At 37.1% G+C, this 18,473-nt stretch carries 17 protein-coding genes; 12 read left to right on the top strand and 5 right to left on the bottom strand.

Going from position 1 to position 18,473, the window contains the following annotated elements:
* The first annotated feature begins 54 nt into the window (after positions 1-54).
* The 4 genes from ACQV2O_RS05920 (at position 55) to pcp (ending at position 3,722) form a co-directional block, all read left to right on the top strand.
* Positions 55-1,227, top strand: a complete 1,173-nt coding sequence (locus ACQV2O_RS05920) for a zinc-ribbon domain-containing protein (protein ID WP_428875236.1) — start codon at positions 55-57, stop codon at positions 1,225-1,227.
* Positions 1,228-1,369: 142 nt separating this feature from the next.
* Positions 1,370-2,053: a DUF969 domain-containing protein gene (locus tag ACQV2O_RS05925; protein WP_428873137.1), complete on the top strand. Its 684-nt coding sequence runs from the start codon at positions 1,370-1,372 to the stop codon at positions 2,051-2,053.
* A gap of 83 nt (positions 2,054-2,136) precedes the next feature.
* Positions 2,137-3,042 (top strand): DUF979 domain-containing protein, encoded by a 906-nt coding sequence (locus tag ACQV2O_RS05930; protein ID WP_428873165.1) that lies wholly within the window; start codon positions 2,137-2,139, stop codon positions 3,040-3,042.
* 32 nt (positions 3,043-3,074) lie between these two features.
* Positions 3,075-3,722: a pyroglutamyl-peptidase I gene (gene pcp / locus ACQV2O_RS05935; protein WP_428873138.1), complete on the top strand. Its 648-nt coding sequence runs from the start codon at positions 3,075-3,077 to the stop codon at positions 3,720-3,722.
* Between the two features lie 76 nt (positions 3,723-3,798).
* Here pcp and ACQV2O_RS05940 read toward each other — a convergent pair whose 3' ends face one another.
* The 4 genes from ACQV2O_RS05940 to ACQV2O_RS05955 all read right to left on the bottom strand — a co-directional run bounded on the left by ACQV2O_RS05940 (position 3,799) and on the right by ACQV2O_RS05955 (position 8,315).
* Entirely contained in the window at positions 3,799-4,530 is a 732-nt protein-coding gene (locus ACQV2O_RS05940) for an amino acid ABC transporter ATP-binding protein (protein ID WP_428875237.1), read from the bottom strand.
* 20 nt (positions 4,531-4,550) lie between these two features.
* Positions 4,551-6,107 carry an ABC transporter substrate-binding protein/permease gene (locus ACQV2O_RS05945; protein ID WP_428873140.1) on the bottom strand — a complete coding sequence of 519 codons (1,557 nt, stop codon included), beginning with the start codon at positions 6,105-6,107 and terminating at the stop codon, positions 4,551-4,553.
* 167 nt (positions 6,108-6,274) lie between these two features.
* On the bottom strand, positions 6,275-7,852 hold the full coding sequence (locus tag ACQV2O_RS05950; protein WP_428875238.1) for an AbgT family transporter: 1,578 nt from the start codon (positions 7,850-7,852) through the stop codon (positions 6,275-6,277).
* Between the two features lie 193 nt (positions 7,853-8,045).
* Positions 8,046-8,315, bottom strand: coding sequence for a type B 50S ribosomal protein L31 (locus tag ACQV2O_RS05955; RefSeq protein ID WP_428873142.1), 270 nt, complete (start codon positions 8,313-8,315; stop codon positions 8,046-8,048).
* A gap of 200 nt (positions 8,316-8,515) precedes the next feature.
* Here ACQV2O_RS05955 and ACQV2O_RS05960 point away from each other — a divergent pair, with 200 nt between their 5' ends.
* The 7 genes from ACQV2O_RS05960 to ypfJ all read left to right on the top strand — a co-directional run bounded on the left by ACQV2O_RS05960 (position 8,516) and on the right by ypfJ (position 15,417).
* Positions 8,516-9,172: an NUDIX hydrolase gene (locus ACQV2O_RS05960; RefSeq protein ID WP_428875239.1), complete on the top strand. Its 657-nt coding sequence runs from the start codon at positions 8,516-8,518 to the stop codon at positions 9,170-9,172.
* On the top strand, positions 9,165-9,902 hold the full coding sequence (gene pgeF / locus ACQV2O_RS05965; protein ID WP_428875240.1) for a peptidoglycan editing factor PgeF: 738 nt from the start codon (positions 9,165-9,167) through the stop codon (positions 9,900-9,902). The genes ACQV2O_RS05960 and pgeF overlap by 8 nt, the downstream gene beginning before the upstream one ends.
* A gap of 99 nt (positions 9,903-10,001) precedes the next feature.
* Positions 10,002-10,211: a hypothetical protein gene (locus ACQV2O_RS05970; RefSeq protein WP_428875241.1), complete on the top strand. Its 210-nt coding sequence runs from the start codon at positions 10,002-10,004 to the stop codon at positions 10,209-10,211.
* 30 nt (positions 10,212-10,241) lie between these two features.
* Positions 10,242-10,805 (top strand): hydrolase, encoded by a 564-nt coding sequence (locus ACQV2O_RS05975; RefSeq protein WP_428875242.1) that lies wholly within the window; start codon positions 10,242-10,244, stop codon positions 10,803-10,805.
* Between the two features lie 72 nt (positions 10,806-10,877).
* The gene (gene tkt, locus ACQV2O_RS05980) at positions 10,878-12,878 is read left to right on the top strand and encodes a transketolase (RefSeq protein WP_428873147.1); all 2,001 of its coding nucleotides are present in this window, start codon (positions 10,878-10,880) and stop codon (positions 12,876-12,878) included.
* A gap of 20 nt (positions 12,879-12,898) precedes the next feature.
* Positions 12,899-14,458 (top strand): cardiolipin synthase, encoded by a 1,560-nt coding sequence (gene cls / locus ACQV2O_RS05985; RefSeq protein ID WP_428875243.1) that lies wholly within the window; start codon positions 12,899-12,901, stop codon positions 14,456-14,458.
* Between the two features lie 17 nt (positions 14,459-14,475).
* The gene (ypfJ, locus tag ACQV2O_RS05990; protein ID WP_428875244.1) at positions 14,476-15,417 is read left to right on the top strand and encodes a KPN_02809 family neutral zinc metallopeptidase; all 942 of its coding nucleotides are present in this window, start codon (positions 14,476-14,478) and stop codon (positions 15,415-15,417) included.
* A 58-nt stretch (positions 15,418-15,475) separates the two neighbouring features.
* On the opposite strand, the gene pepD is transcribed toward ypfJ, so the two are convergent.
* Complete coding sequence (pepD, locus tag ACQV2O_RS05995) at positions 15,476-16,891, bottom strand: beta-Ala-His dipeptidase (RefSeq protein WP_428875245.1); 1,416 nt, start codon at positions 16,889-16,891, stop codon at positions 15,476-15,478.
* 242 nt (positions 16,892-17,133) lie between these two features.
* On the opposite strand from pepD, the gene ACQV2O_RS06000 reads away from it, so the two are divergent.
* Positions 17,134-18,411: an RNA polymerase subunit sigma-54 gene (locus ACQV2O_RS06000; RefSeq protein WP_428875246.1), complete on the top strand. Its 1,278-nt coding sequence runs from the start codon at positions 17,134-17,136 to the stop codon at positions 18,409-18,411.
* Positions 18,412-18,473 lie beyond the last annotated feature (62 nt).

The raw sequence follows: 18,473 nt of genomic DNA on the forward strand, positions 1-18,473 counted from the left end.
AAAAATATATATTTCTTATAGATATGGTTGAATATAGTAAGAAGGAGAATACTTATGAAATGTTTGAATTGTGGTTATGAAAATCTGCCAGATGCTAAATATTGCTCAGAGTGTGGCTTGCCGTTAAACAATGATCATTTATATAAAGAAAATGATAGTGCATCCTTTGATGGAAGAGTAAATCTATTAGAAAATGAAAAGAGTCCAAAAGTTTCTGTCCTGTCCCAAAGTAGAATGGATTTATATCATGGACAAGATGAAAGAAACTTGTCAACAGACCAGGAGGATAATAAATCTGAGACTACACAATTAGATCATAAAGACCACAGGGTACTAACTAAGCGAGAAGGCTTTGATTGGAAAAAGCTTGTTGGTTTTAGCCTGATTTTTTTAGGAGTAATTAGTTTTGTCATGATTTATCGCTTAAATTTTTCTAAAGCAGCAGTTGAAGAGCAATTCACTAAGGCTATTAAAAAGAAAGATTATTTAAAGGCAGCAGCGGTAGTAAAAACACCTATTACTGAAGCGCCCTGGACAGATTTAGATGTCAAACGAACAATTGAACATTATCAAGAAGCTGATATTGATTTTCCACAATTATTGCTAAATGGTAATTTATCAACAGGTATTGAATGGCAAGGAAGTAAGTTGGCGAAAACAGAAAAAACGGGAAGCTTTCTGTTGATATTTCCTAAATATGCGATTAATCTTTATCCCTTACCAGTCCAACTCTCTCTTTCTAATGAATATCGTGACCTAAAAATATTGAGTGAAGACCAAACTACTCAGTCTATTAACTCAAAAGGAGGCATTTTAATTGAGCCTCGAATACAAAATGTGATGATTCAATATACTTATCAAGGAAAAACCGAAGAGGTTTGGTTTGATTTAGATTATAGTCAATTAGAAACACTCCGACATAAGCTGTCCTTAGTACCAGTGACTAACACTTTAATGGTGGATAAAGCTCTATTAGGAGTAAGACTTGATCTACCTTTTCAAGTAATTTCATTTAATATTGATGGTCAGGAGTATTCACAGAATCAGATTCAATTGTCAGGCTTTGTTGGTCAAATTTTTGAAGTGAGCTTAAAGGCTAATTATAATGGCCACGAATTACAGACAGAAACCATTCCAGTCAAACTAGTCAATAAAACAAAAACCACTTTAGACTATTCCCAAGATCAAAACCTCAAAGCGCAGATCCAACAAGCGGAGTTAAAATAAAAAAAAGAAGGCTCGTTTTGAAGCCTTCTTTTTCAATAAATAAACTATCCATATTAGCAAAAGATTATAATAATAAAACGAACTTGTTATAGAGTTAGCTCTATGGTACTATTAGAATCTAACATAAAAAAGGAGGTTACTTATGGAATGGATTAAATTAATTGGAATTATTATTATCGTTCTTGGTTTTTATTTTAAGCTAGATACCTTAGCAACTGTTATACTGGCAGGATTAGCTACAGCTTTAGTTTCAGGGATTTCCCTGGCTGAATTTTTCACAATTTTGGGAGAAACTTATACTAAACAGCGAGTTGTATCTTTATTCTTTTTATCTTTACCAATGATTGGATTATCAGAAGCTTATGGTTTGAAACAGCAAGCTGTTAAACTGATTGGAAAACTAAAGGGGTTAACCACTGGTTGGCTATACTCTCTTTATATGTTGATTCGTATAATTGCAGGATTTTTATCAATTCGTTTGGGAGGACACCCACAATTTGTGCGTCCATTAATCTACCCAATGGGTGAAGCAGCAACTAAGTTAAAAGTAGGCGACGATCTTAATGAAGAAGAAACCGAATTGATTAAAGGGCGTGCGGCGGCTAATGAGAACTTCGGAAACTTTTTTGGACAAAATACTTTCATAGGTTCAGCTGGAGTCCTCTTGATTGCTGGGACTTTAAAAGAGTTAGGTTATGAAGGAACGACGGCTAATGTAGCCGTTGCTTCAATGCCAATTGCTATCATTGCTTTAATTGTAGTAGTCGTTTACAACTTATTATTGGATGTCAAAATTAGACGTCATCATAAAGGGGAGGTTAAATAATGCAACTCTTAAGTAATTATGCTGGGTTTCTAGCGATAACTTTCCTTGAAAGCTTAAATGCCGCACTTGAACCTTATGTGCCAATGCTTTTGGAAATCACTTTTATTCTTATTGGTTTGCAACTTCTCCACACGGCATGGCGAGCTTTTACAGACGAAACGAATCCTAATCGAGTTGGAACAGCCATGTTTTGGGGTTTATCTGGTCTCACTTTTTTAGGTGGACAATTTATCCCCCCTATGATTATCGGAATTATCATCTGTGTCATGGGTGCTTTATCACTCTTTAAACAAGTTAAAGTGGGAACTTTACCAATAGTTGATGAAGATAAAGCAGAAGCTCGTTCTGAAAGAGTCGGTAATAAAATCTTTATCCCTGTATTAACACTTGGGATAGTGGCTTTAATTATTGGATTTACGATTCAAAGCTTTAATGTAGTCGGGATCGCAATGGGTGCAGTTTTAGCCACCGTTATAGTGTTCATCGTTTCAAAAGCTAAACCCTATGAGTTTCTTGATGAAAATAGTCGAATGGTACAACAAGTTTCTACTACAGGTATTTTACCTCAGCTACTAGCCGCTTTAGGAGCAGTCTTTACAGCGGCAGGTGTTGGTGATGTCATTGCCAGTTTGATTGGTGGCGTCGTTCCTGCTGATAGCCGTTTCTTTGGAGTGGTTGCTTACGTAATGGGAATGGTAATCTTCACTGCCATTATGGGCAATGCTTTCGCAGCCTTCACCGTTATTACTGCAGGAATAGGAATACCTTTTGTATTTGCCTTAGGGGCAGATCCTTTTGTGGCAGGAGCCTTAGCCATGACTGCTGGTTATTGTGGAACTTTGATAACGCCGATGGCTGGAAATTTTAATGCTTTGCCAGCAGCTCTATTACAAATGAAGAATGAGTATGGCGTCATTAAACAGCAGATTCCAGTTGCAGTGGTAATGATTGTAGTCCATATTGTATTAATGTATTTCTTTGCTTTTTAATTGTAAAATAGAAGTGAATAGGGAGGAATTTGATGAAAATTTTAGTAACAGGCTTTGATCCCTTTGGTGGCGAAGACGTAAATCCAGCCATTGAAGCAGTAAGAATGTTGCCTGATGAGATTGCAGGAGCAGAAATCATAAAATTAGAAATACCGACTGTTTTTCATAAATCAGCGGAAGTTGTTCGTGAAAAAGCCTTGGAAGTAAAACCGGATGTTATTTTAAACATCGGTCAAGCAGGGGGGCGTGCGGAGTTAACACCTGAGCGTGTGGCCATTAACCAAGATGATGCGCGTATCCCAGATAATGAAGGCAATCAACCGATTGACGTTTCTATTCAAAAAGACGGAGAACCTGCGTATTTTGCTAGCTTACCGGTTAAAGCAATGGTAGAAGCTATTCGTAAAGCCGGTCTACCCGCAAGCGTTTCGAATACTGCTGGGACTTTCGTTTGTAATCATATTATGTATCAGTCACTTTATTTTGCGGCAAAAGAGATGCCGAATACTAAAGCAGGCTTTATGCATATTCCTTTTATGACCCAACAAGTGGTTGATAAGCCAAACGTTCCTTCAATGTCATTGAAGGATATTGCTAAGGGAATTGAAAAAGCAATTGAAGCGATTGTTGAGTATAATGAAAAAGAAGATATCAAAGCTGTTGGTGGCGCTACTCATTAATCTTAGAATTAAAAAAAGAAATTAAAACAGCACTCTCTTTGATGGGGATTAATCCATCAAAGAGAGCGTTATTTATTTAGGAAATACTTTCAATAAAAGCTTGTGTTCGTTGATGTCGTGGATTATTAAAAACATCGTAGCTGTTTCCTTCTTCTAAAAGGATACCTTTGTCTAAAAATACGACTCGGTCTGATACTTGTTGGGCAAATTTCATTTCGTGAGTTACAAGGATTAAGGACATATGCTGGTGGGCAATTTTTTGAATAAGGTCTAAAACGCCTCCAACCAGTTCAGGGTCCAAAGCAGAAGTGGGTTCATCTAATAGGATAACTTTGGGTTCAATCGCTAAAGCCCTAGCAATTCCAACTCTTTGCTGTTGTCCGCCTGATAGCTGGTGAGGGTAGTCATCTAGATGGTCCCCCATACCAACTTGCTGTAGGAAGGGGATGGCCCTTTCCTTTGCTTGAGATTTAGAAAGTTTTTTCACCATTAAAAGATGTTCCATCACATTCTCCAGCGCAGTCTTTTTAGAAAACAATGCATAATTTTGAAATACCATAGCTGTTTGTCTACGGAGGTTAAGAACATCAGTTTGAGAGACCGTTTCAACATTCAGTGTTAACTGATCCAAACGAATAGTTCCCTCGTCAGCAGGTTCAATAAAGTTAATTGTTCGTAGTAGAGTCGATTTGCCCGATCCAGAGGGTCCGATAATAGTCAGGACTTGTCCAGCCTCAACTTTTAAATGGATATCTTGAATAGCTTTTTTATTTTGAAATGACTTTGACCAATGATTTAGTTCTAACATTTTAAGTTCCTTTCTAAAAATCAGCCCACTTGGTAATAGCTTTCCAGTTTTTTAATCAACCATTCTAATAGAATGCATAAGAGCCAGTATATCAATGAAATAGCAATATAAGCTTCAAAAAAGCGTAAATTAGAGCCAGCAGTTATTTTGGCTTGTCCCATCATATCAACGACCGTAATGGTAAAGGCTAGGGATGTCCCTTTTAATAAGCGAATAAGACTGTTTCCTAGGTTAGGTATGGCATTAATCATAGCTGAAGGTAAGATAATTCTCCACATGGTTTGACTAGCATTTAAGCCAATAGAATAGGCAGCTTCAATCTCCTTATGATCGACAGAAAGAATGGCTGAGCGAATCGTTTCAGAGTTATAGGCAGATTCATTTAGTCCCATGGCTAAGAAAGCGTAAAGAATGGCAGGGACTTGATTCACATCCCAATCAGTACCAATTGATCGATTAAGCCATTGTAGAAAGATGGGTAAGCCGTAATAAGCAAGAAATAGCTGAACAAGCAAGGGGGTTCCACGCATAAAAGAAACAAAAAGATTGACGAACCCTCTTAGACCTTTGATCTTTTTGAGTTTGATGATAGCTAAAATAAATCCAAGTATTAAGCCGATTATCCCAGCAATAAGAGTAATTAATAAGGTAATCGGAAGTTTTTCAAGAATCCGTGGGAAAGCGATTTTAATGGCATTTAATGAAATAAGTTGACTGTTTGTTTGTTCTTTAAGTCTTTGGGATTCAAAGCTCTGATTGCGCTGAATAATTGTTTCATTTAGCAGAGTATCATCTTGACCTAAATATTTCAGTGAAATTTCACTCAGACTACCATCTTGTCGCATAGCTTGTAGGGTTCGATCAACCACTTGCCGCAATTCAACTTCATCTTTGCGGAAAATAAAATAAGAGCCAGGAATTCTAATTTCTTCTTCGTTAGCTATCGGATGCATTTTTAATTGGATGCCGTAAGTATCCTCAACATCCTTTAGATAGGTTGTGGCGTAAATAGTCGCGTCGATTCGACCGTTATAAACATCACGTATTAAAGAGGCTGGGTCAGACTCTGCATATTGGATAACAACTGCCTTATCAGGGTGAGTCTCATTCCAAGCTTCTAGGTAGATAGATTGTGGGGAAGAAGGAACGACACCAAAAGATTTGCCTGCCATTTGTTCAATGGTGAGGCCTTCCCTACTATCATTAGCTGTAATTAATACATTGTGAGTGATGACATATGGGTAGAGGGAAAATAAAAATTTTTCACGTCGTTCGGGATTTTCACCCAAATTATTGGCGACTAGATCGAACTGACCAGAATCCAGTCCTGCGAAGAGGGAAGAAAACTCAGTAATTTCAAATTTGAACTCAATATCTTCATTACGTCGATCAATTTCTTGCAGGATTTCAATTTCAATTCCTACTAATTGACCCTTATCATCAAAATAGTTGAGTGGTTTGGTCTGACCGGAAGTTCCAATCGTATACTCTTGTTTAGCTAATATGGAAGGATGAGTTAAAATTAAACTTATGGAAATAAGCAGTAAAGTAAAGATCAATTTATAAAGATTTTTCATGGAATTCTCCTAAGCACAATAGAATATGATTATTTTATCAAAAAAATGAATAGATAGATAGATTATGTGAATAAGAAAACAAGCAAAAAACAATCCCACCTATACGCTGATTAGGTAGGATTGTTTTTGTAGCAATTAAGAAACACCTGTTTTGACTATATGAAATCTTATAAAAGCCCTAATAGAGGTTGAATCATTGAAACTTGTACGGGTGCGCCAGGTCCTAATGGAAGGTTGAGACTGTACCATACAATTAATAAGATTGACCAGAAGATTAAGAAAGCAATAGAGTATGGTAGCATAGTTGAAATAAGGGTCCCAATTCCACTCTTCTTATCATATCGTTGCATAAACACAAGAATCATTGCAAAATAGTTCATCAATGGTGAAATAATATTAGTGGATGAATCAGCCACACGATAAGCCATTTGGGTCATCTCTGGGGACAAGTTAATGGCAATAAACATTGGAACAAAGATAGGAGCTAAGATTGCCCACTTGGCAGAAGCTGAACCAATAAACAAGTTGATAAAAGCTGCAAAGAAAATAAAAGCAAGGATTAAAGGAATTCCTGAAATCTTTTGACTTTTTAAGAAATCTGCACCTGTTGAAGCTAAAATAATTCCCAAATTAGACTCGGTAAAGTAAGCAATCAGTTGGGAAGCAAAGAAAGCCATTACGATGAAACCTGCCATTGATCGCATAGCCTCAATCATTGATTCCACGAAGTCGTTAGAATTTTGAATTTTGCCAGTTGTACGACCATATACATAGCCTGGTATACCAAATAATAAGAAAACCATAAATATTAAGCCGGTATTCATAAAGGGTTGTAAAGTCTTTAGACCGGTCTCAGGGTCGATTGATTGGAAGGGACCAAACCAAGGGTTCATTAGTAGAAAAGCCGCGACTAATGAAACTAACAATGCGATCCCGGCATTCTTTAGACCTTTTTCTTCCTTAAGGGATAGCTCGCTAGTTTCATGTTTATCAAAGTCGCCATGGTATGAACCAAGATGTGGTTCAACAATTTTTTCGGTTATTAAAGTACCAATAATGGTTAAGAAAACAGTAGAGACGATTAAGAAATACCAGTTACCACTAATGGAAACTTCATAATCAATGCCACTGGCATTTAAAGCGACGTTAGTGATCCCTCCTAATAAGGCATCAGTTGGTCCAAACATAAGGTTGGCTGAAAATCCGCCCGATACCCCAGCAAAGGCAGCAGCTAGACCAGCAATTGGGTGACGCTTAGCACCAGCAAACATAATAGCGCCAAGTGGCACAACCACTACGTAACCAGCATCAGAGGCAATATTTGAGATAATACCGGCAAAAACAATCACCATGGTTAAGAGTGAATTAGGTACCTTCATGATTAACTTAGTCAAGGCAGAGCCGATTAAGCCTGACCATTCTGCAATTCCAACACCCAACATGGTGACGAGAACAGTTCCTAAAGGAGCAAAGCTAGTAAAGTTTGAAACCGCCGATTCAAATATATAGCGTAAGCCATCACTGTTTAAGAGTGAGACGGCTGCTATAGTACTGGTTTCATCTGCTTTCGCATCAAAGAACTCTACTGAAACGCCTGAGCGGTAAACCAAGTCAGAGATTAAAATAGTGATAGCCGACAAGATGATAAAAATTACTACTGGGTGCGGCATCTTATTACCGACTTTTTCCACCCAATCTAGTGAACGCTGTACAAAACTTTTTTTATTCTTTCCATTTGATTCCATACTACTATTAATTATTCCTCCTATAACAATATTTTAAATCATTATAATAATAAATCTTATTAAATTATTTAAAGAGATGCAAGGCCTTTTCAAAACAATAGAAAGTCATCAATGAGTCTCTAAAAACAAATGCAAATAAAAACCGACCGGAGCGCTTTTAAGCACCTGGGTCGGCTTTTTGAGCTGTTTAAAATTAGTCTTCTTTTTTTGCGTTTTTGTCCACAAATCCGAACTTTTTGTTGAACTTGTCGACGCGTCCATCGGCTTGTGTAAATTTCTGACGTCCAGTATAGAATGGATGTGAATCAGATGAAATTTCAATCCGGATTAAAGGGTAAGTGTTTCCATCTTCCCATTCAACTGTCTCTGAAGAAGACTTAGTTGATCCTGATAAAAATTTATAACCTGTCGAAGTATCCATAAACACAACTGGATGATATTCTGGATGAATGCCTGCTTTCATGTGTATACTTCCTTTCTGCCGTAAATTATTTGCTAATCTACAGTTATTCTTTGCACAGGGTGCAACATAAGAATAATAACAAAATTTTATAGTGCTGACAATCTTTTTTTGGAATATAATGAACTATCCCATCTCTTTTATTTCGAAAACGAGATAAAAAGTGCTATAATTTATGAAAATACTTTAGAGGGGGGAAGAAGTTGAAACGTGAAGAAGAACAGATTAGACAATCGCTTGCTAATTATCGGCCGAATCAATTTAAAGATAAGACACATTATGCTGTTTTAATTCCTCTTATTCAAAGAGAAAATGAATGGCACCTCCTTTATGAAGTAAGAAGCTCCTTAATTTCTCAGCCGGGCGATACTTCTTTTCCGGGAGGAAAGGTGGAAGTGGGTGAAACTTTTGAAGCAGCGGCAGTTAGGGAAACGATGGAAGAATTAAATATCAGTCGTAAACACATAGAAGTTATTGGAGAGTTAGATGGATTGATTCATGATGCAACAATGATTCATTCTTATGTAGCTTTGATTAAAGATATTACTTTTGATAATATAAGTCCGAATGCCAAAGAAGTCGCTTATTTGTTTACCCTTCCCTTAGACTATGTCTTAAATAATAATCCAACTTATTACGATGCATCTGTATTGACGGAAGTAGGGGAAGATTTCCCCTTCCACTTAATGGCTCATGGTGCATCTTATCAATTTAGAGTGGTAAAACGTAAAATTCCGTTTTATAATTTACCTAGTGGAGAGTATCTATGGGGCTTTACTGCCAGTATGACACAATGTTTTGCAGAGGTCATTCGTAATCATTATGATATCAATGTTCAGGAGGAAAAAATTAATGAATAATTTTTTTCAGCCATTCGAAAAAATGGGTCTACAAGTATTTTTAGCAGGAGCAGAATATAATTTTAGAGTCGCTAAAATAGGTGAAGCAGCGGTAAGCCAACAAATTACAAAAGCGCTTGAAAAAGGAGGTTTTGACTTCCAAAGTTTCTATACTGGAGAACAAGTTCATGGTCCCAAGGTTGCATTTCCTCAAGAAGAAATTAGCAATCCGTTTGCAATTGGGCATATAGTGCCTCAATCGGATGGTTTGTTAACTAATCAACCTCAGCAAGTTTTAATGATAAAGTTTGCGGACTGTACTCCTGTCATTATTTTTGATGCCAACCAAAAAGTTTTTGCAATTGTTCATTCAGGCTGGAGAAGCACGGTACAAAAAATCAGTCAATTGGCTGTTAAAAAGATGCAAGAGAAATTTGCTTGTAAATTAGAAGATCTTTGGGTCTATATTGGTCCTTCCATTGACCAAGATCATTATGAAGTGGGCGAGGAAGTCTATCAAGCTTTTGCCGAGTGGGATAATCATGCTTTATATATAAAACCAGGTCAAAAAGAGGGCAAGTATCAATTGAGTATGACTGATGCTAACATGAAGTTAATTCAAGATTTGGGGATCCCTCAAGAAAGAATAATGGTAGATAGGCGTTCTACTTATCTATCTTCCGAGCTTCACTCTGCGCGCAAAGAAGGCAGTGACTATCAATTGAATGGTCTTTTTGCCATGATTAAGTAAAAAAACGAACCGAGCTTTTGCTTGGTTCTTTATATTTTTCTAGCTTTTAGTTAAGGATTGTTTAGAATAAAGGATATTAAAAGGAATTGGAGATTTTATATGGCAGAGGATAAGTTTAATAAAGAGGACTTCATGGCCCATTATAAAGGGCGAGGCTATTCTTACGAATCCATTCAAACAGAGATAGATAGTGAAAATAACAGTCGGGTTGTCATCAAAGAGCTGGAGGCGCAAGTATCAAAACAAGTTCCGGAATTTTCATCTAAATTACGCCATCGCTTAGTTGAGATGCCGGACGAAATCTATTAAGCTTCTGGAATTCGGATTTTTGGTCATCGAATGAAGAGTTTATTATTTTCGCCAGATGTGGCCCTTATTCGAAACTCAAATGCCCATGCTGTTATGTCAGTTTATCCTTTCACACCACAAATGGCTATTAATCAGTCATTGATTAATGTCTCATCCGTACCAGTTTTTACTGGAGAAGGAGGAGGAACGACCAGTGGCGAGCGCAGTATTCAACTAGCCTTTCAATCTGAGCAAGCGAGAGTCTTTGGAGTAGTCGTTAATTCACCAATGGAAAATGAGCTAATCCGTCAGATTGCCCAGGTGGTTGATGTTCCTGTAGTGGCAACTGTTTCAAGTGAGCATGATGATGATATTGGGAAATTAAATGCAGGGGCTAATATGTTAAATGTTTCTGGAGGTGCTAGAACCGCTCAGTTAGTGGCAGAAATTCGTCAACAAGTGGGTGACGTTGTACCTATCATAGCTACAGGAGGTCCAACAGGCCCCAGCATCTTAGAGACTCTTGAAGTAGGTGCTAATACCATTACCTATAGCCCACCTGCTTCTGCAGATATCTTCGCTGAATTGATGGCTAAATATCGTAAAAAAAAATAAAATAAGACGGGATATAAAAACTAAGCAGAAAGATGGTATAATAAATTTAAAATAAGTATAAGGGAGTTCAATATGTTTTCTAAAAAAGATCAAATTGCTGTAAATACGATTCGTGCTTTAAGTGTTGACCAAATAGAAGCGGCCAACTCAGGACATCCAGGATTACCACTTGGAGCAGCGCCAATGGCCTATGCTTTGTGGTCGAGTCATTTGAATATTAATCCTAAAGATAGTCAATGGATTAATAGAGACCGTTTTGTGCTATCTGCTGGACATGGTTCAGCCATGCTATATAGTCTATTACATTTATCTGGCTTCAAAGTTACAATGGAAGATTTAAAACAATTCCGTCAATTAGGTTCTATAACACCAGGGCATCCTGAATATCGTCATACTGATGGAGTTGAAGCGACTACGGGACCGCTTGGTCAAGGAATTGCGCAAGCAGTTGGAATGGCTATGGCAGAACAACATACGGCTGCTTTATATAATACGGACCAACATCAAGTTATTAATCATTACACCTATGTATTAGTGGGTGATGGCGACTTAATGGAAGGTATTTCTTATGAAGCTTGCTCTTATGCTGGCCGTCAAAAATTAGGCAAATTAGTGGTTCTCTATGATTCAAACGATATTTCTTTAGATGGTGACTTAGACTTATCATTTGTGGAAGATATTAAAAAACGTTTTGAGAGTCAAAATTGGCATTATCAAAGAGTAGAAGATGGTAATGACCTAGAGGCTATTTCTCAAGCAATCGAAGTTGCTAAAGAAGTAAGCGACCAACCTTCAATTATTGAAGTAAAAACAGTGATTGGTTTTGGGTCACCGAATGAGGGAACTTCTAAAGTTCACGGAGCGCCATTGGGAGCAGACGCTTGGTCACAAACTAAAGCTAAATATGGATATGATTATCCAGCCTTTACTGTGCCCGAAGAGACTAAATCTGTTTTTAATGAAAAAATAGTGGAACGTGGAAAAAAAGCTCAAGATGAATGGCAAAATTTATTTGAACAATATCAAGAAGCTAATCCTGAATTAGCAAAAGAATTAAAAGCAGCTTTTGCAAATGAATTACCTGAAGATTATGCAGCTGACCTTAAATTTCTCGATGTGAATGCTAAAGCTGAAGCGACAAGAAGCTCTTCTGGAACAGCCATTCAAGGCCTAAAAGCTAGAGTTTCATATTTATGGGGAGGCTCTGCTGACCTTTCTGGTTCAAACAAGACCATGATTAAAGAGACAGAAGACTTTATGCCAGGAAGTCGACAAGGACAAAACATTTGGTTTGGTGTTAGAGAATTTGCCATGGCTGCCATGATGAATGGAGCTGCTTTGCATGGTGGAAATAAAATTTATGGTGGGACATTCTTTGTATTCTCAGATTACTTAAAAGCGGCCATTCGTTTGTCAGCTTTATCTCAATTACCCGTTACTTATGTTTTAACACATGATTCAGTTGCTGTAGGTGAAGATGGTCCAACACATGAACCGATTGAACATTTAGCAGCTTTTCGTGCCATGCCAAATCTTAATGTCATCCGACCGGCAGATGCAAACGAGACAATGGTGGCTTGGAAGATTGCCGTGGAATCTCAAACAACACCTACTTTATTAGTTCTTAGCCGTCAAAACTTACCGGTTATCAACAACTCTAATGAATTAGCAGAAGAAGGTGTTCGTAAAGGTGCTTATATCATCTCACCTGCCAAGGAAGACGCACAAGGTGTTTTAATTGCTACAGGATCTGAAGTTTCAGTAGCCATTGAAACTCAAGCACTATTGGCTGAAAAAGAAGTTTATGTAAATGTTATTTCGATGCCTGCTCAAAATATTTTTGATCAACAAAGTGACGAGTATAAAGAAATGATACTACCTAAACAGCTTGACAAACGAGCTTCTATAGAGATGGGATCTAGCTTTGGATGGCATAAATATATTGGTATGGATGGCTTAACCATTAGTATTGATGAATTTGGTACCTCAGCTCCAGGCCACCAAGCCATTGAACACTTTGGTTTTTCAGCAGAAAAAATCGCTCAAGCTTATCTTAAACACTTTGAATTATAAAATTAAAAGGGGGAGAAGGTATGGGGAAAAGAACAAATGAGACAAAGCCTCTAATTGTTCGTTTATTAATTATCGCTGCCTTAACTATTCTCCAGATTATATGGATAGTTGTATTGGTCAAAGATCTAATTGCCTATTCTGTTTGGCTAAACCTCTTTATGACTATTGTATCTTTTGGGATCATCATTTATTTGCTAGATAAGAACGAAAGTCCTGCTTATCGCTTATCATGGATTGTGTTATTAGCAGTTTTACCTATCATAGGCTCTTTGTTTTATCTCTATGCTGGTAACAAACGACCTTTGGCAGATATGACAGAACGACTTAATCGTCAGAATCGCTATCATTTAAGGGACTTAAAAAAGGTGCCCAATGCCTTAGGGTCGCTAGCACAAGATAATCCACGGATTGCAGGCATTGCAAAGTATGTCAATGATTACGCAAAAATGCCTGTTTCTGCGGGGGTAGACGTTAAGTATTTTGCGAATGGCGAATCAATGATGGAACCACTTATTCAAGACCTAGAGTCAGCACACTCACATATTTTTCTTGAATTCTTCATTATTGAACAAGGTCAAATGTTTGATCAAATCTTTGACGTGCTTAAAAGAAAAGCTCAAGAAGGTGTAGAAGTACGTTTAATATATGATGATTTCGGTTGTCTTTTAAGACTTCCTAAAGACTTTGTCGAACAAATGGAGGCATTTAATATTAAGGCCCTTAAATTTAACCCAGTGCGGCCAATTGTTTCTCTTGTTTACAATACTCGAGATCACCGCAAGTATATTGTTATCGATGATAAGATTGCTTATACAGGGGGTCTAAACATTGCAGATGAGTATATTAATGCGGTGGAGCGATTTGGCTATTGGAAAGACACTATGATTCGTATTAAAGGTGCTGCTGTATGGAACATCTCACAAATGTTTTTAACTATGTGGAATGCCTACGTAACTGAAGATTCAGATGACAAAAAATTTACTGACCAAGCCAGTTTAGATGAAAGTTTAAGTATTATCGAAGGTAATGAGTCCAGCGGCTATGTCCAACCCTTTAGTGATACACCTTTAGATAGTGAAGTAATAGGTGAAAATGTCTATCGTGAGATTCTCAACACCGCAGAGCGTTATGTTTATATTTTTACTCCCTATTTAATTATTTCCTATGAGTTACAAACGGCTATGACTTTAGCAGCTAAAAGGGGTGTGGACGTGCGCTTGATGACACCAGGAATTCCTGATAAAAAATTAGTTTATCGAATTACTAGGTCTTTCTATCGTCCTTTGATAGAAGGTGGAGTAAAAATTTATGAATATACTCCCGGTTTTCTACATGCTAAGTCATTCGTTTCAGATGATCGGGTGGCGATAGTCGGTACCCTTAATTTAGATTATCGTTCACTATATCTTCATTTTGAAACGGCTACCTTGCTATACTATCATCCAGAAATAAAAGCGATTAAAGATGACTTTATTCAGGCACAGAGTGTGGCTGAATTAATTCGGATGAAGCACCTAAGACGTTCGATTGCTGGAAGGATTATCGACGCATTGTTGAGATTGTTAGCTCCATTCGTCTAGTATTAAGGAGGCCGAAAATGAGGTGGGAAGATTTAAGACGAAGTAAAAATGTTGAAGACCGTCGAAGCCAAGGCGGAAGTTCTTTTGGCGGAGGAATGGGCTCAGGCCGTTCGGGTGGTATGAGTGGTAATCTCCTAATGATGTTATTGATGTCAAAAGGGAAATTTAAATGGATTTTGATAGGAATCTTGCTTATTTCCTTTTTTACAGGAGGATCTTCTTTGTTAGGAGGCGGGCAACCAACGAATCACAACTACGGTGATTCAGGTGTCGTTTTTGAAGATGCTAGTGAAAAGTCCGACTCTAACAATCAAATAACTGATGAAGAAGGAGAGTTTCTTTCAGTAGTATTAGCTAATACCGAAGATTTTTGGACTGAAAAGTTCGCTGAATATGATTTAACTTATAAAAGACCAAAATTAGTCCTTTACACAGAAGGAACAAATACTGGTGGATGTGGATTTGGCCAAAGTTCTGCAGGCCCTTTCTACTGTCCAGGTGACCAAGCTATCTATATAGATGTTAGTTTTTATCGTGAATTAGCTAATAAATATGGCGCTCCAGGAGACTTTGCGATGGCTTATGTTCTGGCTCATGAAGTGGGGCATCATGTCCAACAACAGCTAGGGACAATGGATGATTATCAGAAACTGGCTCAACAAAATCCAGGCGTTAAGAATGAATTAACGGTTCGCTTAGAATTGCAAGCAGATTATTATGCAGGAGCTTGGGCACGCTATGCTGATGAGCAAGGTATCTTAGATGAAGGAGACATTGAAGAAGCACTTCAAGCAGCCTTTTCAGTAGGGGATGATACTTTACAAAAAGAAACGATGGGGTATGTAGTTCCTGATTCCTTTACTCATGGAACATCTAAGCAAAGACAAGAATGGTTTGCTAGAGGCTATAAATATGCTGGTGATTTCCAAGAAGCAGATACCTTTAATGGTGATATTTAACAAAAAAGAACGCTTTATGAATTTTCATAAAGCGTTCTTTTTGTTCTAAAGCTTTTCTCTAAAGCTTTTCAAGCAATTTGTTGATAAATTTAAAGGTTCTTTCAGTTGAAGAAATCGAAAGTCTTTCATTAGGGCTATGCACGTCTTTCATCGTAGGGCCTACTGCAATCATTTCCATTTCAGGGAAAGTATCTGTAAAAACAGCCGGTTCAAGAGCAGCATGGACAACCTCAACTTTCATTTCTTTATTAAAAGTCTCTTTAAATGCTTCTAGGGCAGTCTCTCTAAGACTAGACTCTTTTGCAAATTCCCAAGCTTGATAATAATCTGCTTCAATCACATCAAATCCATTTTTTTGATAGATTTTTGTCACATTTTCAGTATGTTTATCAAAAGATTCAGGATTCGAACTTCTAAGGGAAATAGTGACTTTTAATTGACGATCTTGAATATCAAAGATAGCGAGATTGTTAGAACACTCAACAATATCAGGATATTCTTCCATCATACTATAGACACCGTGTGGGACTTCAGCGATAAATTGCTCAATATTTTCTTGGCTTTGTGCCGATAAGACCTCATCTATATTATCAATTTTTTTAATGGTTACTTGCATGTCTTTATCAAGAGGATATTTAGCGATTAAGTTTGTAAAATCAATGGAATAATCTTCTTCATCTGATGCAAATACTACTCTTGCATCGCGGGGTATCGCGTTATGTTTTGATCCGCCGACAATCGACACTAATTCATAGTCGGACACCTCTTTAATTAAGTTCATAGCCTGTAAGGCAAATTTAATGGCGTTTCCTCTTTTTTGGTGGATTTCCATTCCTGAATGTCCACCTAACATATTATTAATGGTTAATTCAAAAGTGTTTTTTAACTGGCGAGCTTGATATTTAAGTTTTTGCTTACCAATAAGGTTATGGCCACCAGAACAACCGGCCAGTAAGATGCCTTCTTCTTCTGCATCAATGTTAATTAATTTTTTGCCACGAATATTTTCTTTTTTTACAGCTCGTGCACCAGACATGGTGGTTTCCTCATCCGTAGTAACCAGCAATTCAAGAGCAGGGTGTTTAGCTTCTTTGTCTTCAATGATTGCTAGACCCATAGCTACTGCAATTCCATCATCTGCTCCTAAGGTTGTCCCTTTGGTTTTAACCCAATCCCCTTCTACTGCCAATGGAATAGGGTCTTTGGCAAAGTCGTGTTTTATGCCTTCTGCCTTTTCAGCCACCATATCCATATGTCCTTGAATGATGATTGGTTCATGATCCATATAGTCGGGATGGGCTGGCTTTCTAATAATAATATTATTAGCTTCATCTTGAATAGTTTCATAACCCAATTCTTTTCCTAAATGATACAGGTAGTCGCTAACTGCTTGTTCATTACCAGATTCTCTAGGTATTTTGGTTAACTCTTCAAAGTAGTGGAAGACTCGATTAGGTTGTAGATTTTCTAACAATTTAATTTCTCCTTTCATCTTAAGCGTCGACAAAATCAAACGCTATCAAATGGCTTCTAAGTTGATTATAAAACTAAAAAAAAGCAGATACAAAGGTTTTCAAAATTATTTTTAAAATTTTAGTCTTTTTAAATAATTTAAGCACATTAAATTGTGCTAGTACAAGAATTATGATTAGACGAAATTCTAAGCATTAGCTATAATAGAGAGAGAATGATAAAAGTCAGAAAGAAGGTGATTAGATGTCAGAAGAAGTAAAAATTTTTCGATCGCTTACACAAGAAGAAGTCACACAAAATCCATTACTTTTAGAAATTTTAGACTTAAATGGCGAACAGCTAACCTATTATTTTGAAGAAAAGTTTTTGGATAATCCGTTTATAGAGTTTGAATACCCTATTGAGCATAAGGTTTCCCAGATTTTACAAGAAAGAAGGCCTGCAGCTGATCCAGATATCGATATTCAAAGTCCAAGCTCTCCTCAAACATTAGAAACCTTCCTTTTCGAGCAGATTATGTTATATAGGCAAACACCGATTAGAGATGCTATGGTGCAAATGGTTCCCTTTTTAGATGAACGTGGCTATTTACCTTATAAATATGGAGAACTTGCAAAAAAACTACAAATAGACCCTATGATTGCCTTAGATGCTATTACTCTTTTTCAACAATTAGAGCCGACTGGGATTGGGGCTTATGATTTGAAAGAATGTCTAATGTTGCAAACAGACCAAGACCAACATTCGCCAAATCATGCCTATTTTTTATTAGAAAATTATTTTGCTGAATTATTAGAAGAAGATTATGCAGAGATTATGGAGCGTACAAACTTAACGCTAGCTGAAATCCAACAAATTGTTAATTATTACCATACATTGCGGACACGCCCATCTTCATTATATGAACGAATTGAGCGAATTAATTTGATTCCAGATGTTGAACTGCAACTCATGGGAGAAGAAATACAAATTCACATTAACCGTCAGTATTATCCACGGCTAATTTTTGATCAAGATTATTATGATGAAATGGAAGCTAAAAATAATACTGAGCTTCAAGAATATATCCAACCGCATAAGGAATTCTACCAGCAAATGTTATCAAGTATTCGCTCTAGAGAGAAATTGTTAATTGCAGTGACTAAGATTATCGTTCAATCTCAGCTGCAATATCTCAAAGGAGAAGACAAAAGCCCAACGCCTTTATTAATTAAAGACATTGCTCATCAGCTGCGCTTATCTGAGTCTATTGTCAGTCGCATCATTATCAATAAGAACCTCGCTTATGGAGAGAATGTGTCTCCACTTTCGGATTTTATTAATGTTTCAGCAAAAGTCGGACGTAGTGGGTTGTCTGCTCTAAATATTCAAGCTTTTATTCAAGATGTTATAACAAAGCATGGCCAAGATGTTTCTGATCAAGAAATTATCGATCAACTGGCAGATAAAAAAATCATTATCAGTCATCGTTTAGTAGAGCGCTATCGTCAAAACATTCTAAAAAAGCAAGCAAAAGGATAAAGCATAAGGGGGCTGTATCATAAGTCCATTTTTGCTATAACCTTTAAAATAAGACCCGAGAT

This window comes from Facklamia sp. P13055, assembly GCF_050409445.1.
Taxonomy (GTDB): Bacteria; Bacillota; Bacilli; order Lactobacillales; family Aerococcaceae; genus Facklamia.

What these genes read in the sequence shown, in the direction of transcription:
- ACQV2O_RS05920 (WP_428875236.1), top strand. Translation starts at nt 55, where the DNA reads ATGAAATGTTTGAATTGTGGTTATGAAAATCTGCCAGATGCTAAATAT.
- ACQV2O_RS05925 (WP_428873137.1), top strand. Translation starts at nt 1,370, where the DNA reads ATGGAATGGATTAAATTAATTGGAATTATTATTATCGTTCTTGGTTTT.
- ACQV2O_RS05930 (WP_428873165.1), top strand. Translation starts at nt 2,137, where the DNA reads ATGCTTTTGGAAATCACTTTTATTCTTATTGGTTTGCAACTTCTCCAC.
- pcp (WP_428873138.1), top strand. Translation starts at nt 3,075, where the DNA reads ATGAAAATTTTAGTAACAGGCTTTGATCCCTTTGGTGGCGAAGACGTA.
- ACQV2O_RS05940 (WP_428875237.1), bottom strand. Translation starts at nt 4,530, where the DNA reads ATGTTAGAACTAAATCATTGGTCAAAGTCATTTCAAAATAAAAAAGCT.
- ACQV2O_RS05945 (WP_428873140.1), bottom strand. Translation starts at nt 6,107, where the DNA reads ATGAAAAATCTTTATAAATTGATCTTTACTTTACTGCTTATTTCCATA.
- ACQV2O_RS05950 (WP_428875238.1), bottom strand. Translation starts at nt 7,852, where the DNA reads ATGGAATCAAATGGAAAGAATAAAAAAAGTTTTGTACAGCGTTCACTA.
- ACQV2O_RS05955 (WP_428873142.1), bottom strand. Translation starts at nt 8,315, where the DNA reads ATGAAAGCAGGCATTCATCCAGAATATCATCCAGTTGTGTTTATGGAT.
- pgeF (WP_428875240.1), top strand. Translation starts at nt 9,165, where the DNA reads ATGAATAATTTTTTTCAGCCATTCGAAAAAATGGGTCTACAAGTATTT.
- ACQV2O_RS05970 (WP_428875241.1), top strand. Translation starts at nt 10,002, where the DNA reads ATGGCAGAGGATAAGTTTAATAAAGAGGACTTCATGGCCCATTATAAA.
- ACQV2O_RS05975 (WP_428875242.1), top strand. Translation starts at nt 10,242, where the DNA reads ATGAAGAGTTTATTATTTTCGCCAGATGTGGCCCTTATTCGAAACTCA.
- tkt (WP_428873147.1), top strand. Translation starts at nt 10,878, where the DNA reads ATGTTTTCTAAAAAAGATCAAATTGCTGTAAATACGATTCGTGCTTTA.
- cls (WP_428875243.1), top strand. Translation starts at nt 12,899, where the DNA reads ATGGGGAAAAGAACAAATGAGACAAAGCCTCTAATTGTTCGTTTATTA.
- ypfJ (WP_428875244.1), top strand. Translation starts at nt 14,476, where the DNA reads ATGAGGTGGGAAGATTTAAGACGAAGTAAAAATGTTGAAGACCGTCGA.
- ACQV2O_RS06000 (WP_428875246.1), top strand. Translation starts at nt 17,134, where the DNA reads ATGTCAGAAGAAGTAAAAATTTTTCGATCGCTTACACAAGAAGAAGTC.